At 70.1% G+C, this 15,777-nt stretch carries 11 protein-coding genes and 1 pseudogene; 7 read left to right on the forward strand and 5 right to left on the reverse strand.

Translation table 11 applies throughout. The features are described from left to right. Positions 1-53 precede the first annotated feature (53 nt). Positions 54-1,284, reverse strand: a pseudogene (locus tag SPR02S_RS58570) (IS110 family RNA-guided transposase). 733 nt (positions 1,285-2,017) lie between these two features. Between SPR02S_RS58570 and SPR02S_RS65560 the strand changes: the two are divergent. Together SPR02S_RS65560 and SPR02S_RS58575 are read left to right on the forward strand one after the other, a co-directional pair. Then, positions 2,018-2,179, forward strand: coding sequence for a transposase (locus SPR02S_RS65560; protein WP_245607793.1), 162 nt, complete (start codon positions 2,018-2,020; stop codon positions 2,177-2,179). Between the two features lie 91 nt (positions 2,180-2,270). Next, positions 2,271-3,857 carry an IS4 family transposase gene (locus SPR02S_RS58575; RefSeq protein WP_106437203.1) on the forward strand — a complete coding sequence of 529 codons (1,587 nt, stop codon included), beginning with the start codon at positions 2,271-2,273 and terminating at the stop codon, positions 3,855-3,857. A gap of 352 nt (positions 3,858-4,209) precedes the next feature. On the opposite strand, the gene SPR02S_RS53770 is transcribed toward SPR02S_RS58575, so the two are convergent. Both SPR02S_RS53770 and SPR02S_RS53775 read right to left on the reverse strand, forming a co-directional pair. Then, positions 4,210-5,445, reverse strand: coding sequence for an MFS transporter (locus tag SPR02S_RS53770; protein WP_019065329.1), 1,236 nt, complete (start codon positions 5,443-5,445; stop codon positions 4,210-4,212). Between the two features lie 226 nt (positions 5,446-5,671). After that, positions 5,672-6,553, reverse strand: a complete 882-nt coding sequence (locus tag SPR02S_RS53775; RefSeq protein ID WP_019065330.1) for an AraC family transcriptional regulator — start codon at positions 6,551-6,553, stop codon at positions 5,672-5,674. Positions 6,554-6,725: 172 nt separating this feature from the next. Between SPR02S_RS53775 and SPR02S_RS53780 the strand changes: the two genes are divergently transcribed. Then, a complete protein-coding gene (locus tag SPR02S_RS53780; RefSeq protein ID WP_019065331.1) occupies positions 6,726-7,841 on the forward strand; it encodes an EstA family serine hydrolase in 1,116 nt (371 codons plus the stop codon). Between the two features lie 69 nt (positions 7,842-7,910). Here the strand turns inward: SPR02S_RS53780 and SPR02S_RS65570 are convergent, their stop codons facing one another. Then, the gene (locus SPR02S_RS65570; protein ID WP_043259156.1) at positions 7,911-8,534 is read right to left on the reverse strand and encodes a TetR family transcriptional regulator C-terminal domain-containing protein; all 624 of its coding nucleotides are present in this window, start codon (positions 8,532-8,534) and stop codon (positions 7,911-7,913) included. Between SPR02S_RS65570 and SPR02S_RS58585 the strand changes: the two genes are divergently transcribed. From SPR02S_RS58585 to SPR02S_RS53800, 3 genes are read left to right on the forward strand one after another with little or no spacing between them, the layout of a single operon-like run. After that, positions 8,421-10,076 carry an acetate--CoA ligase family protein gene (locus SPR02S_RS58585; RefSeq protein WP_245607794.1) on the forward strand — a complete coding sequence of 552 codons (1,656 nt, stop codon included), beginning with the start codon at positions 8,421-8,423 and terminating at the stop codon, positions 10,074-10,076. The two genes, SPR02S_RS65570 and SPR02S_RS58585, sit on opposite strands and share 114 nt — an antisense overlap. Continuing rightward, positions 10,060-11,214, forward strand: a complete 1,155-nt coding sequence (locus SPR02S_RS53795) for an acyl-CoA dehydrogenase family protein (protein WP_019065333.1) — start codon at positions 10,060-10,062, stop codon at positions 11,212-11,214. The genes SPR02S_RS58585 and SPR02S_RS53795 overlap by 17 nt, the downstream gene beginning before the upstream one ends. A 52-nt stretch (positions 11,215-11,266) precedes the next feature. After that, positions 11,267-12,280: an NAD(P)H-dependent flavin oxidoreductase gene (locus SPR02S_RS53800; RefSeq protein ID WP_019065334.1), complete on the forward strand. Its 1,014-nt coding sequence runs from the start codon at positions 11,267-11,269 to the stop codon at positions 12,278-12,280. A gap of 185 nt (positions 12,281-12,465) precedes the next feature. Here the strand turns inward: SPR02S_RS53800 and SPR02S_RS53805 are convergent, their stop codons facing one another. Beyond that, entirely contained in the window at positions 12,466-13,554 is a 1,089-nt protein-coding gene (locus SPR02S_RS53805) for an RICIN domain-containing protein (RefSeq protein ID WP_019065335.1), read from the reverse strand. Positions 13,555-14,074: 520 nt separating this feature from the next. Between SPR02S_RS53805 and SPR02S_RS53815 the strand changes: the two genes are divergently transcribed. Beyond that, positions 14,075-15,697, forward strand: coding sequence for a cellulose binding domain-containing protein (locus SPR02S_RS53815; protein WP_026151736.1), 1,623 nt, complete (start codon positions 14,075-14,077; stop codon positions 15,695-15,697). The last annotated feature ends 80 nt before the right edge of the window (positions 15,698-15,777 follow it).

Consider the following 15,777-nt stretch of genomic DNA (forward strand, 5'->3'; position numbering starts at 1 on the left):
CATGGGCGAATGATCGGCTGTCTTCGTCACCACGGGCAAGGCGCCGGCGCTGGTCAGGCTGCCACCACCGTGAGTGACGGCGTGGGGAACGCCGACTGTTCGTCGAAGTGTTCCTGCTTCTGGAGGCAGTGGTAGAGCTGGCCGATCATGCGATTGAAGAGGTTGCGTTGGGCGGCTGCGTGCCAGTCGCCGTGCTCGCGTCGTCGCCGGTAATGGGCGTTGGCACCGGCGGAGGCTCGCAGGGACGAGAAGGCCCACAGGTAGCCGGCGTGGTTGAGCCGATCGTTCTTCACCCACCGCCGTGTGATGGACGACTTCTTCCCGGAGGCCCTGGTGACGGGTGAGGCGCCGGCGTACGCCTTCAAACCGCGGGCGTCGCTGAAGCGGGTGTGGTCGTCCCCGATCTCAGCGAGGATCCGGGCGGCGAGCTGGATGCCGAGTCCGGGGAAGCTCAGCAGGATCTCGGCGTCCGGGTGCTGAGGGAACGCCTCTTCCACCGCCTCGGTGAGCTGGTCGGCGGCGGTGCAGGCGGCTCCCAGCTGGATAAGGAGGGCGAGCATCTGCTTGCCAAGGGCTTCTTCGACCAGCGGCGGCTGGTGGGCCCACTCAGCGCGGAAGACGTCGCGGACGCGGTCGGCTTCAACCTCGATGCCGCGCTTGCGGCCTGCTCGTTTTAGAGCGGCCTGGAGCTGGGTGCGGGTCAGCCGCGCGGCCCGGACAGGGGTCGGGGCGGCCTTGAGCAGTTCGCGGGCTTCGGGTCGGCACAGGCCGTTGGTCCAGGTGGCGAAGGCATCCAGGGCGGCTGGGTAGTACTCGCGCAGCAGGGAGCGGAGCTGGTTGGCGAGCTGCTGCCGGTTCCACAGAGAATCCTGCTGGGCGCGTGCCAGCACGGCAATCGAGCGTCCGAGGTCGCTGTCCTGCGGCAGCGGCCGGTGGGCGTGCATGTCGGTGCGCAGGATGTTCGCGAGCACGAGTGCGTCGCCGGTCGGACTTCTTGCGCGAGACCGAGTGGCGGTCGCGGTAGCGGGCGGCGGCCAGCGGGTTGATCGCGAACACCTTTCGTTTTCCGGTCCGCAGCACGGCAACGAGCAGGCCGCGGGAGGTCTCGATTGCCACCGGGATCGGGCTCTCTTCGGTGTCGCCGTACTCCGCGAGCAGTTCCAGCAGCAGTTTGTAGCCGGCCGCGTCGTCGGTGATGTGCCGCTTGGCCACCAACGCTCCGGCGTCGTCGACCAGGGCGACGTCGTGAGTGCGCTCCACCCAGTCGATTCCACAGTGGATCATGATTGTCCCTCCCTGATGTGCGGGTGTTCACGCTGGTCACGAGCACATGCGGGCCACGCGAGCGACCTAATCCCAGGCATCAGCCGTCGTGCGGATGTGCCTCCACCTCACTAGCCGTTCGTGGCACCAGCGCACCGCACGGGCCTCGGTCTGCGCGGGAGCTCGGACGGCTCGGGCGTATCAAGAAGTCACCGTGCAGCAGGCTCGCACCACCAACACCAACGAGTGATCAAAGGTCGGTGTTGCCGCTCGATGGTCCTGGACGTCGCCGCTCTGGCTGAAGGCATCGAGGCCCAGGCCGACGGGCACCAACACCCGTTGTGGTGGTGGCCCCGCTGCACCGCATGTCGCCGCTCTGCCTTGAGGCATCGCGCGCCAGGGCCTCTTGGGGCATCAATACGGCGCCCACGCAACCGCCACCACCACGAGCACCAGGACCGCGCACGCTGTCTAAAGTGAGGCGTTTGCCCGCCTGGCAGCCACGAGGTGTCGCGGTCCTGCGCTCAAGCATCCCGAGATCCAACCGCTCTTCGGAACGCCCTAACAAGGGATTAGGGCCTCTTGGTAGCTCGCGGATGTCGAGTCCAGCGAGAAGCAAGAGGCCCTGTTGTCGAATGGTCGCGTGGTCATGGTTGCCCAGTCCAGTCCGTCCACTCCTGGGTGTGACTGTCTCGCCCACAGGTTCGGGAACGCGGCCGACCGGCCAGAGCGCCGCCCCCGGTACGGCTCGGACATGAGCGATGCCGAGTGGGCGTCGGTGCGGGATCTGCTGCCGGTACCGGGGTGGCTGGCGGGCCGGGGCGGCCGCCCGGAGGGCTACTGCCACCGGCAGATGATCGACCAATGCAACGAAGTTAAGGCTCAGTTGACGGTGTCAAGCACGACCGCGACGTGAGACGGGCCTCTGCTATCCAGGGGATCGACCAAGATCTTCCTGAGAGAGCAGAGGCCCTGTGACGCAGTCTGTCACGTACAGAATCGATGACGTGTTCGCGCCCGGACACGTCGGTGAATTGACGCAGGTCATCCCGACGGAGCTGGTGGATGCGGTGCTGGAGGAGACCGGGACGCGCGAGCGCCGGCTGCGCAGTCTCCCCTCGCGCGTCGGGGTGTACTTCGTGCTCGCGCTCGGCTTGTTCGAGCACCTGGGTGCCGGGCTGGTGTGGGGAAAACTCGTGGCCGGACTGGCCGCCGCGGTGCCGCAGACGTCGGAGAAGGCCCTTCGCGATCTGCGTCGGAGGATCGGAGTGGTCCCGTTCCAGCGGCTGTTCGAGGTGCTGGCGGGCCCGTTGGCCCAGCCGTCCACCCCCGGAGTGCGCTACCGCCGCCGGCGGACGGTCGCCTTCGACGGCTGTGGGAGCCTGAACGTCCCCGACCACGAGCGCAACCGGTCCTGGCTCGGCCGCACGCCGCGCCGCCATGGCCCTTCCGGCTATCCCCGGCTGATGCTGATGACCTTGTGCGAAACCAGCACCCGGGGCCTGATCACCGCCGCCTTCGGACCCGCCTCGAAGGGCGAAACCGACTACGCCCACGACCTGGTCAGCCACTTGACCTCGGACATGCTCCTGCTGGCTGACCGCGCCTTCGACAGCAACAAACTGCTCGCAGACGTCGTGGCTCAGGGGGCGCAGTTCCTGATCCGTGCCACCAGCACCCGGCGCCCACCGGTGCTTGCGCTGCTGCCCGACGGCTCCTACCTCACCCGGATCGGCGGCGTCCGACTGAGGGTGATCGAGGCCGAGATCCGCTCCCGTACCTCCGACGGCGACGACTTCGGCGGAACCTATCGTCTGCTCACCACCCTGAGCGACCACCGCACCGACCCAGCCGACCGCCTGGTCGGTCTCTATCACGAGCGCTGGGAGATAGAGACCGCCTATCTGGCACTGCGTCACACCCTGCTCAAAGGGCGCGTTCTACGGTCGAAGGACCTGGTGGGCCTCACCCAGGAGATGTGGGCACTCCTGGCCATCTACCAGGCTCTGCGCTCGATGATGGTGACCGCAGTGGAGACAGTCCCTGGCTGCGATCCCGACCGGGCCGGCTTCACCGTGGCCCTGGAGGCCGCGCGCGAGACGGTCGTCGGCGTCGCTGGGACGGCTGCGGCAGCAACTCCGAGCGGACGCCCCGACCTGGTAGGACACATTGGCACCCGCGTCCTGAAGGCGTTGCTGCCCAAGCGCCGAATGCGGCTGTCCGCTCGCATCGTCAAGTGCGGTACATCCCGCTACAACATCTGGAACCGCGACGGGCGGCCTCGCGACAGTAAGCCGATCACCGCCATTGTGATCACCGTGCATCCACCGGCTCTCCCCACCACGCATGCCCCAGACCGGGCCACTTCCGGCCGCTGGGGACAAGTCTGCCGGATCTTGGCGGAGCACTCCAACCAGGCCATGCACGCCCGCGACATCGCAGGGCATCTCGGCCTTCTCGCCACCGGGCGAGCGCTGAGCGGCTTCAACGCGCAGCTTTGCTACTGGGTGCGCAACGGCCGACTCACCCGTACGGCACCGAGTACGTACAAGATCCCTCTTCTCGAGGCCTTGACACCGTCAACTGAGCCTTAACTTCGTGGCATTGCTCCAGCAAGCGCTTCTCCCAGTACGGCCGGTGCCGTCTTCTAGTCCCTACGGGGCGCCAATGTGGCCTTTCGGCTTGGCCATCCCGTTCATCGTGAACCACGGTCGGCCGTCCGGGCCGGTGGCGATGGCGATGGCCGCCGGGAAGGCTCCCGAGAGCAGGACAGGGAACTCGGTGACATCACCGTCGGGTGTGATGCGGCCCCGCCGGCCAGACCGGTGAACGCCCACACCCCGCAAAGGCAGACCTGCGCACGGCCGTCCACGAGGTGCTGCCGTTGCATCAGGCGGCCCTGGCCCACCGCAGGAGGATGGACGCGGGCACGGTGTTCGAGGCCCTTTACGCGTCGCTACCGGTCCACGCTGGAGACGTCGTCGACAAAGGATCTGACGGTGTCTGAGCCGGTGCGGAAGTGATCAGTGCGGAGCTGCCGGTATCGCGGTCCGTGAAGCCCGCGAGGAGAGCGAGGCCGAGGCCTGCTGCGGCGAGGGTCGCGCCGACCAGGGCCGGTGAGGCCCAGCCCCAGCCGGCGGAGATGGCCAGACCGCCGAGCCAGGCGCCGCCGGCGTTGGCCAGGTTGAAGGCGGAGTGGTTGGAGGCCGCGGCCATCGTCGGGGCGTTCTTCGCCTTGGCCATGAGCAGCATCTGCACGGGGGTGGTGACCAGGGCGCCCATCGCCCCCATGAAAGCGAGGGTCACCAGGGCGGGGACCGTGCTGTGGACGGTGAAGTAGAACGCCACGAGCGTCGCACCGAGCAGGAAGAGGCCCCCGTACAGCGTCGGGCGCAGCGCCCGGTCGGTGAGCGGACCCGCGATCAGTGTGCCCAGCGTCATTCCGATGCCGTAGAGCGCGAGGACCCACGTCGTGGAGGAGTCGGCGAGACCCGTCACGTGGGTCAGGATCGGCACCAGGTAGCTGTAGACGGCGAAGAAGCCGCCGAATCCCACGACGGCGGTGGCCAGGCCCAGGGCGACCTGCCGGTTGCCCATCGCCCGTAGTTCCTGCCGGATGCCGGCCTGGCTGCCGCGGGGCTGGTGGGGGACGAAGGCGGCCAGCGCGGCCAGCGCGACGAGGCCGATGACGGCGACGGCGCAGTAGGCGTATCGCCAGCCGAGATGTTGCCCGAGGGCGGTGCCGGCCGGGACGCCGACGATGTTGGCGATGGTGAGTCCGAGGAACATCCTCGACACGGCCCGCCCGGCTCGTTCGGGGGCGACCAGCCGGGAGGCCACGACGGCGCCCACGCCGAACAGTGCTCCGTGGGGCAGGCCCGCCAGGAACCGTGCGGCGAACAGCAGGCCGAAGTTCGGAGCGAGAGCGGAGGCGACGTTGCCGACCACGAACAGTGCGGTCAGCAGGAGCAGGAGCCGTTTGTGGGCGATGCGCGCGCCGATGCCGGTCAGGACGGGCGCCCCGACGACGACACCGAGCGCGTAGGCGGAGACGAGGTTGCCGGCGTGCGGCACGGACACGCCGACCCCGTGGGCGATCTGGGGCAGCAGTCCCATCGTGGCGAATTCGGTCGTACCGATTCCGAACGCGACGAGGGCAAGGGCCAGCAGGGCCAGTGGCATGGAGCGCAAGTACCTTTCACGGGCGGCGGTTCGGGTGCGGACGCGGATGCGGGGGAAGGGGCAGGACCGTGATGCGTTCCGTTCGCCCTGTTTCTGTAGCCTGCCGCGCCGACCACCGTTGCCCGATGCGCCCCTCAGGTCAGGAAAGGTCTACGAGCGCTACAGCCGCGCCACGCGCTCACGCATTCCACGATCGGGCGACGAGAATCATGGCCTGCGTCACATTTCACGCGGCGGCGTTCCCGCTGTTCCGCTCGATCGGGATCCACAGCTGGGAGTGAGTCTCCTCACCGATCTCCACCAGGTGCGTCCGCAGGAGTTCCGGACCTGGCCGGCTCGTGTACGGGTTCGAGGGGAACCACTGGGTGAACACGTCGCGCCACAGTTCCTGGAGCGCGCTCGGATAGGGCCCGTCGTTGTCGAAGACCGCCCAGGTCCCGGCGGGCACGTCGAGGGCGTCGAGTTCCTCGACGGTCGTCTCCGGGCCGGTGGCCACGCCGATCCAATAGTCCGCCTCGGCGCCCTCCTCCCGGCTGTCGGTCAAGTACACCGCGGCCGACAAGATCCCCTTTGGTTCCCGGCCGGCCAGTTCCTTCATCCGTACGATCGCCCGCTCGTCCAGGTTTTCCAGGTGCGCCGCGGCGCCCGGGTTGACTCCCTCGTGCACCAGCGGGACCCGGGCCTTCCTGCCGACGATCCGGAACGCCTCCTTCTCCACGATCCGGTACCGCATGGTCGTACTGCCTTCGACGACGACGCGGAAGGACATGCGGGGCTGTGCCGTGAGCAGCGCGCCCGTGCGCCGGGCCTCTTCCGGGCCGATGCCGTGCACCGACCGGAACGCCCGGGCGAAGGCCTCGCCCGAGCCGTAGCCGTAGCGCACCGCGACATCGAGCAGCGTGCGTTCCCCGGCCAGCACCTCGGCCGCGGCGAGCGTCATCCTGCGGCGCCGCACGTAGACCGGGAGCGGCATCCCGGCGAGGGCGGAGAACAGCCGCCGGAAGTGGTACTCCGACACCGCGGCGATCCGGGCCGCCTCGGCCACGTCGACCTCCTGGTCGAGGCAGCTCTCCAAGTGGTCCAGCGCCTGGTTCAGCCGGTCCAGCACGTGTATCCGTCCCTTTTCCTCGAGTCTCCCCCGTAGGAATGCGCACCCCGATGCGGCAGCTCCTGCGGCCGGGCCGTCTTCAGGTGTAGGTGATTCCTTCGCGCCCTGCCCGACAGAAGCCGTGCGGGAATTGTCGGGCGGGTGGCCTCGGCACTGGCTGAGGCTTGTGCACATGACTGATGTTAAAGGGCTGTGCGAGCCGCGGTTCGCCGCGGTCGAGGAGGCCCTCGCGGCTTCGCTCGGCAAGGACGACGTGGGTGCCTCGGTCGCCGTCCACCTCGACGGCGAGCCGGTGGTCGACCTCTGGGGCGGGTACGCCGACGCGGACCGTACGGTCGGCTGGGAGCGCGACACCCTCGCGGGCGTGAACTCGACGGCCAAGAACATGACCGCCCTGTGCGCGCTCGTCCTGGCCGACCGGGGCCTGCTCGATCTGTCCGCGCCGGTCGCCGCCTACTGGCCCGAGTTCGCCGCGGCGGGCAAGGAGCGTCTGCTGGTACGCCATGTGCTTTCCCATACCGCGGGGCTGCCGGACCTGTCCGGGCCGACGGCGGTCGAGGACCTCTACGACTGGCAGCGCGTGACGGCGGGACTGGCCGCGCAGGCCCCCGAATGGGAACCGGGCACGGCCGCCGGGTACCACGCGCTCACCTTCGGGTTCCTGATCGGTGAGGTCGTCCGCCGCGTCACCGGGCGCAGCCTCGGCGAGTTCTTCGCCGAGGAAGTGGCCAAACCGCTGGGCGCGGACTTCCACATCGGGCTCTCCGCCGCCGACGACCACCGCGTCGCCCCGTTCATCCCGCCGCCGTCACTGACCGACGAGTTCACCGCCGGCGCACCGCTCGGACCGGACGGCACACGCCGGGAGCACACCGGTGCCGCGGTCCGGGTCAGGGACGCCAACTCCGTCGCCTGGCGCCGTGCGCAGATCCCCGCGGTGAACGGCTTCGGCAACGCCCGGTCCGTCGCCCTCGTCCAGTCGGTCCTGGCGAACCGGGGTTCGGCCGGTGGCGTGCGGCTGCTGTCTCCCCAGGGCTGCGAGCCCGCGTGGCAGGAGGTGTTCCGCGGCGAGGACCGGGTGCTGCGGACGCCGATGTCCTGGACCGTGGGCTTCGGGAAGTTCGGCAACACCTTCGGCTGGGGCGGGTGGGGCGGCTCGCTGGTCGTGAGCGACCCGGACGCACGGATGACGGTGGCCTACGTGATGAACCAGATGATCGACCGGGAGCGGCAGGAGGACAACCGCGGCATGGAGATCGTCATGGCCGCCTACGGCGGACTGCGGTGACAGCCCGCGGGAGGGGGACGTCCGCGCGCACGGGCTGAGAGAGCTACGGCCGCGAGACCGTCCCGCGCTTCAGCCGGGCGTGCCCGGGTGGTCGGTCAGGTCGAGGTGGGGTTCGAAGGCCCGCAGCAGGAGCGAGCGCATGCGGTCCGGCCGCATCTCGGTCGAGCCGGCGAGGATCTGCATCGCCAGGCCGTCGACCATCGCGGTGAACCGGTCGGCGAGGGCTTCGACGTCCGCCTCCGGTGCCAGGCCCTCGGACCGGCACTCGTCCAGCACGTCCACCACGACCCGGTACCAGCCCGAGTAGATCCGGCGCTGCGCGGGCCGCAGGCGGGGTTCGAGCATCGCCTGGTTCCAGAACTGGATCCACACCGACCATTCGTCGATGTCGTCGGCGGTGAGCGGGAGTTGGACCTCGATCAGGCGGCGCAGTTTGTCACGAGCGGAGGTCGCGCGGCCGAACTCCTCGTCGAGCCGGGTGCGGAACCGTTGGGCGTAGTACTCGAGCGCCGCGTGCAGCGTGGCTTCCTTGCAGGCAGGCTGGCGATCGTCTCGCAGAGCGGTCAGCTCGGTTCCGAGATCGCCGGCCTCGGCGCACGGGCCGGGCTCGGTGTGTCGCGCTTCTACTCGGTCGGCAGCCAGCTCGACGTGACAGCCGTCGACGTACTCGAATCGCTCGCCTCCGACGAACACACCAGCACCGTGGCGCTCTACCTGGAGAGCTTCGCCGACGGAGCACGGATCGTCGGCGCCCTCGAAGCCCTCCGCCGCGCCGGCAAACACGCGCTGGTGCTCACCACCGGTGCCAGTGAGGGCAGCCGTCTTCTCGCGCGGTCCCACACCGGTTCGATGACCTCGGCCCTCGATGTCGTCGACGCCGCGTGCCGCGCAGCCGGAGCCCTCCGGGTGGCGACGCCCCGCGAACTCGTCGACGCGGCAAGGGTGTTGGACGCGACAACTCCCCCGGGCGGTCGCCGGGTCGCCATCATCAGCGACAGCGGCGGGCAGGGCGGGATCGCCGCCGACCTCGCCGGCGACCGGGGTCTGCGGGCGCCGGTGTTCACCGAACGGCTCCAGGCGCGCCTGCGTGATCTGCTCCCCGCCGCCGCCACGGTATCCAATCCGGTGGACCTCGCGGGCGCGGGAGAGGCGGACCTCCAGGTCTACGCGCGGGTCACCGAACTGGTGGCCGCCTCCGGCGAGGTCGACTCGATCGTCCTGTCGGGATATCTCGGCTGCTACGGCGAGGACTCGCCGAGCCTCGTGGACGCCGAGTCCGCGGTGATCGACCGCCTCGGACACTTGGGTCGCGGCCACCGGACGGACGCGGCGCGCGTGCCCCTGATCGTGCACAGCATGAGCGCCGCCTCGCCCGCGGTCGCCCGGCTGCGGGAGCATCGCGTCCCGGTCTTCGACACCATCGACGCGGCCCTGGGCGCGCTGGGCCACCTGATCCGACTGGGCGGACAACCCCGCCCGGCGCCGATGACCGTACGGACCGAGGCAGCCGTACCGGCGCCGGGCTACTGGGCGGCTCGTACGTTCCTCACCGCACTCGGCATCGCGATGCCCGAGGCGAGGCTGGTCACCGACGCGGCCGGGTTCGCGGCGGCCTGCGCGTCGCTGCGAGCGCCGCTGGTGCTCAAGGCCGGCTGGATCGAGCACAAGAGCGAACACCGGGCCGTCAGAACGGGGTTGGGCCCGGGCACCGCCGCCGCGGTGTTCCGCGAGATGTACGAGCGGCTCGGGCCCGGCGAGTACGTCGTCGAGGAGCAGGACATCCGGCCGGGCGTCGTCGAGCTGCTGATCGGCGCCCGCCGGGACCGCGACTTCGGGCCGACCGTGACCGTGGGGCACGGCGGGGTCCTCGCCGAACTCTGGCACGACGTGTCCGTGGAACTGGCACCGGTCGACCGGCGGACGGCGGCCGGGATGCTCGACCGTCTGCGCTCGCGCCGGCTGCTGGACGGCTGGCGGGGACAGCCCGCGGTCGACCTCGACGCGCTGATCGACGCCGTCGTCGCCGTGTCCGAGGCGATCGCGGCCTCCCCCGGTCTGGCGGACATCGAGGTCAACCCGATCCGGGTCGGGCCCGAGGGCGCCCTGGCCGTGGACGCGCTCGTCGTCCCGCGTGCCGAGGACGTCGTAGCGAAGGCCGCATGTGAAGCAACCGGGGTGAACGGCCACCGGGAAACCACCGAAGAGCAGGAGGCATCACGTGAGCACGTCCACTGAACCCTGGCCGCTGACCGATGAGCAGGGGGCGATCGTCGAACTGTGCCGGGAGTTCGCCGCGAACGAGATCCGGCCGCGCGGACGCGAGGTCGACGAGCGTGACATCGAGTCGCCGCTGGACATCTTCCGGGCCGCGGCCAAGGTCGGCATCACCGACTTCATGCTGCCCGAGGAGTACGGCGGGGGCGGATTCACCGATGTCGTGACCCAGTGCCTGGTCCAGGAGCAGATGTGCTGGGGCGACCCGGGCATCGGCAACTTCGTCTGCTCCAACGGGTTCTTCGCCGACCCGCTGCTCGCACTCGGCACCGAGGAGCAGAAGGCCGAGTGGCTGCGTCCGCTCGCCGGTCCGAACCCGCTCTACACCGCGCTGGCGACCACCGAACCGGACTCGGGTTCCGACGCCGCGTCCATCGCCACCACCGCCGTCCGGGTCGAGAGTGGCTACGCGATCAGCGGGCAGAAGGTGTGGATCTCCAACGCGGGACTGGCCGACCAGTACGTGGTCTTCGCCAAGACCGACCCCACCCGGGGTTCCTCCGGGGTCACCGCCTTCCTGCTGCGCAAGGGCGCCGAGGGGATGACGTTCGGCGAGCCCATGCGGAAGATGGGCCAGCGCGCCATCGTCTGCCGCGAGATCTACTTCGACGAGGTCTTCGTGCCCGAGTCCGACCGCCTCGGGGACGAGGGGCAGGGCTTCCGCGGCCTGATGAGGACCTTCGACATCTCCCGGATCGTGCTGGCCGCCGCGGCGACCGGAGCGGCCCGCGCGGCCTACGAGTACGCGCTCGCGTACGCCCACGAGCGCAAGCAGTTCTGCAAGCCGATCATCGAGCACCAGGCCGTCGCGTTCCGGCTGGCCGACATGGCGACCCGGATCGAGTCCGCGCGGCTGCTCACCCTGCACGCGGCACGCCGGATGGACGCCGGAGCGGACGCCACCAAGCTCGCCGCCATGGCCAAGCTCCAAGCCTCGGAGACCGCGATGGCGGTGACCTGGGGCGCAGTTCAGACCCTCGGCGGATGGGGCTACTCGCGCGAGTTCCCGGTCGAGCAGTGGATGCGCGACGCCAAGCTGGAGGAGATCGAGGAGGGCACCTCGGACATCATGCGGCTGATCATCTCGCGGCGCCTGTGACGGCTCCGCTTCCCCGTGACGTCTTCGACCGTGGCCCGGCAACAGGAGTGACATGACCTTTCGGAACGAGTTCACGGAGATGTTCGGGGTGGAACATCCCATCGTGTGCGGCGGAATGCTCGCGGTGGGCACCGCCGAGCTGATCTCGGCCGTCGCGAACGCCGGCGCGCTGGGGTTCCTCAGCGCGCTGACCCAGCCCACCCCCGAGGCGCTCGCACGGGAGATCGCGCGCTGCCGCGAACTGACCGACAGGCCGTTCGGCGTCAACCTCACCATCCTGCCCACCATCGAGCCGGTGCCCTACGACGACTACCGGGCCGTCATCATCGACTCGGGCGTGAAGGCGGTGGAGACGGCGGGCAGCAACCCCGCACCGCACCTGCCGGCGTTCCGGCGGGCCGGGGTGAAGGTCGTGCACAAGGCCGTCGCCGTCCGGCACGCGCTCAAGGCGGAGGCGCTGGGCGTCGACGCCGTCAGCATCGACGGGTTCGAGTGTGCCGGGCACCCCGGTCAGGACGACGTCCCCGGCCTCGTCCTGATCCCGGCCGCCGCCCGCAGACTGCGCATCCCGGTCATCGCCTCCGGAGGCTTCGCCACCGGTGCCGGTCTCGTCGCGGCCCTGGCGCTCGGGGCGTGCGCGATCAACATGGGGACCCGGTTCGAGGCGACCGAGGAGGCGCCGATCCACCCGAACGTGAAGGCCCGGATCGTCGCGAACGACGAGCGCGGCACCCAGATCGTCTTCCGGGAGTTCGGCAACACCGCGAGGGTGGCACGCAACGCGGTCTCGCAGGACATCGCCCGCATCGGCGCGCGCCCCGGGGCCGCCTTCTCCGACGTCGCCGAACTCGCCTCCGGGAAACGCGGCAGGCAACGGGTGCTGGGTGAGGGCGACGTCGAGGGCGGCATGTGGTGGGCCGGTCAGGCGCAGGGCCTCATCGACAGTGTGGAGAGCTGCGAGACGGTGGTCCGGACGATCGTGGCGGACGCCGAGAACATCGTCCGCGACCGTCTCCGGCGGCAGCTCGTACCGTCGGCCGACATGACCCCGACGGTGGCGGGCTGACCGGTTCATACGGCACTGACCGGCCCCGTGTCGTCGAGCACAAGATGTCCTACCACCTGCTCGAACAGTCCGATCACCGCACGCGGATCCAGCCCACCAGAACACCCGAGGACACCGTCACCATCCATCCCCCACCCAGGCCAACAGCCCGGTGGAGCAACGGCGTTGCCCGTGGGGGCGTGCCGTCAGCCGGTGCTCCATTTCTGGTTGTCCCCGCCGGTACAGCTCCACAGTTGCAGCTCCGCGCCGTTGCCGGTCCCCGCATCGGTGACGTCCACGCACTTGTCGGCCTGGACGTTGACCAGATCGTACGCGGCACTGAGCCGGAACCGCTGGGCCCCGGTTCCGTTGCAGGCGACAAGCTTGATCCACGCGCCGTCCGTCCGCGAACCGCCGTCGACGTCCATGCATTTACCCAGGGCGCGCACTGTTCCGTCCGACGCGAACTGCCATTTCTGCCGGGCGGCGCTCGTGCAGTCCCGGATCTGCAGGCGGGTGTTGTCCGCCGAGCTGCCCCCGGTGACGTCGATACAGCGGCCGGAGCCCTGACCCCGGATCAGTACGCCCTTGGCCGCGTCGCTGGAACCGGCGGCCGACGAGGAACTCCCGGACGGCGCCCCGCTGTTCTTGGCACCGCCCTTCGCGGTAGCTGTGGCCCCACCAGATGTCGGTAAACCGGCCTTCGGGGTCGGCTGCCTGCTGGACTGCCGGGTGGAGTCGGCTTCGAGTGCGGAGGATTCACCCGACGGCGAGGCGGAATCGGACGAGTCGGTGACGTCCCCGGTCTGTCCGCTGCCCCGGACGGGGTCCGATCCGGCACCGGCTGCCGAACGTCCCTTGCCGTCATCGCCGTCCATGAGGAACAGGGAGCCGGTCAGCAGAACGCCGACGCCGGCGGCAGCGGCGATCAGTATCCTGCGGCGCCGTGCGGGTCGGGGCGCGGGCCGGCTCCGAACGGCCGTGATGTCGGCGCGATGGTCGGTCACGCCCCCGGCGAGGGCATCGGTACGCCCGCCTGATGTCCCGGTGTCCGCCGCACGCCCGGTGAGTGCCGCGAACTCGGCCGCCACCGCGGACATGGGCGGCGGGAGCACGGGCCCGGGGTCGGGTACAGCCTCGGACTCGGAGGCGGCAGCGGGCCCCAGCGCGGCGACGGCCTCGGCGATCGCCGAGGGCCCTTTCGACCGGCGTGGCAGGGGCAGCGACGCGGCGTCGGACTGATCGGTCCGGGCCGTGGCGGCCTCCGCCGTCGGATCCTCGGAGGAGGCCGTCATGTCGTCCTTCCGGTACTGGGGTGGTGGATTCCTGCGCGGCCGGTACGGCGTCGAAGTGCCGAAGACGTCGTGGTGGCCTGCGGTGGTCCGCGATGGCGTCGAGCGGGCGCCGACGATCACCGTCCTCGTGCCCGAGGGCGATTCTGTCGTGCCTTCGCCGAGGCCGCCGCACTGGCCTCCGGGAAGCGCGGCAGACAGCGGGTGCCGGGTGAGGGTGATGTCGAGGGCGGCAACTCGCGCCCTCGGGACCGGAATTGGTCTAGACGAATCTTTCCCGAATCTCTTGACGCCGGCCGACGCGGCCAGCCACGCTTCGCTACGCAGGCAGATGTAAGGAAAGCTTCCGATTAACTTCACGACTCGCCGTTCGACGGTTTCCCCCTGCTTCACCCCGCCCTGAACACGTCGCACGGCTCCTCCCCACCCGCACCTCTTCACCGTGCGACGGGCGTGCAGGGCACCGCAATCCGCGTACCGGCGCGACGCCGTGCGCGGCCTCGCCCCACGGAGGAGCATCCGCATGAGACGTGCGTCGCTGCGCGCCGCTTTGACCGCCGCCCTGATGGTCTGCGGCATGACCACGATCGCCGCCCCGGCCGCCCACGCGGCCGACAACACCGGTCTGATCGCGTCCTTCGGCATCACCTCCACCTGGGGTGCCGGTTTCGAGGGCGGCTACACGGTCACCAACAAGTCGACCCACACGGTCAGTTCATGGACCATCACCTTCACCCTGCCCGCCACCGAGGCCGTCACCAGTTCGTGGAACGGCACGCTCACCCACAGCGGAACGCAGTACACGATCACCTCCCCCACCTGGGAGGCCCCGCTCGCCCCCGGTGACTCCGCGCCCGTCGTCGGCATGGACTTCAGCTACACCGGCTCGGTCGTCCCGCCGAGCGCCTGCCTGATCAACAACGGCCCCTGCGCCGGCGTCCCCGCCGACACCGTCGCACCCTCGACCCCCTCCGGCCTCGCCGTCCGGGCCAGCGGCCCCGGCAGCGTCACCCTGGGCTGGAACGCCTCGACCGACAACGTCGGCGTAGTCGGCTACCGGGTCTACGAGGGCAGCAACGTCATCGCCACCACCTCCGGCACCGGCACCACCTCCAAGGTGATCGGCCTGCTCGCCGGCAGCAGTCACAGCTTCTCGGTGACCGCGCTCGACGACTCCAACAACGAGTCGGCGCACTCCGCGACGCTCACCGCGACCGCGGGCAGCGGCACCGCGCCCGGCGTGGCGGCCCCCTTCATCGACCTCGGCGCCTACCCGACGCCGAACCTCACGCAGATCGCCACGAACACCGGGCTGCGGCAGTTCTCGCTCGGCTTCATCACCGCCGGGTCGACCGGTTGCTCGGCAAGCTGGTTCAACTCCTATGACCCGGGCGCGGCTTGGGACCGGGCGGACTTCGACTCGCTGCGCGCGATGGGCGGTGACGTCCGGCCGTCCTTCGGTGGCGCGTCGGGCACCGAACTGGCCCTCGCCTGCACCAGCACGACCGCGCTCCAGGCGCAGTACCAGAAGGTCGTGGACGCCTACGCCCTGGACCGCGTGGACTTCGACATCGAGGGCGCCGCGGCGGTCGACCACGCCTCGATCGACCGGCGCTCGACGGCCGTGGCCGCCGTCCAGGCCGCGCAGCGCGCCAAGGGCCGCGACCTCAAGGTCACGCTCACCCTCCCGGTCCTGCCCAGCGGCCTGACCGCGGACGGCGTCTACATCCTCAACTCCGCCAAGGCGCACAACCTGAACGTCGACACCGTCAACCTGATGGCCATGGACTACGGCGACAGCGCCGCACCCAACCCGTCCGGGAAGATGGGCAGTTACGCCATCCAGGCCGCGACCTCGACCCGCGCCCAGATCGCCTCGGTGTGGCCGAACCTCACCACCGCCCAGACCTGGGCCATGGTCGGCCTCACCCCGATGCTCGGCCAGAACGACACCGCCAGCGAGGTGTTCACCGCCGCCGACGCGCAGCAGGTGCTCACCTTCGCCCAGCAGAACCACCTGGGCGAACTGGGCTTCTGGGACGTCACCCGCGACGGGAACGCCTGCACCGGCGCCCTGAGCAAGTGCACGAACATCCCGCAGACCCCGTACCAGTTCTCCAAACTGTTCGCGACCTACGCGGGCTGAGCCCGCGAGGCCACCTGCGCCCCCTCAAAGCGGCTTGTGCGGGCCGAGACTCACCTCGGCCCGCACAAGCCGCGGACACG

Source organism: Streptomyces prunicolor NBRC 13075 (genome assembly GCF_000367365.1).
GTDB classification, from domain to species: domain Bacteria; phylum Actinomycetota; class Actinomycetes; order Streptomycetales; family Streptomycetaceae; genus Streptomyces; species Streptomyces prunicolor.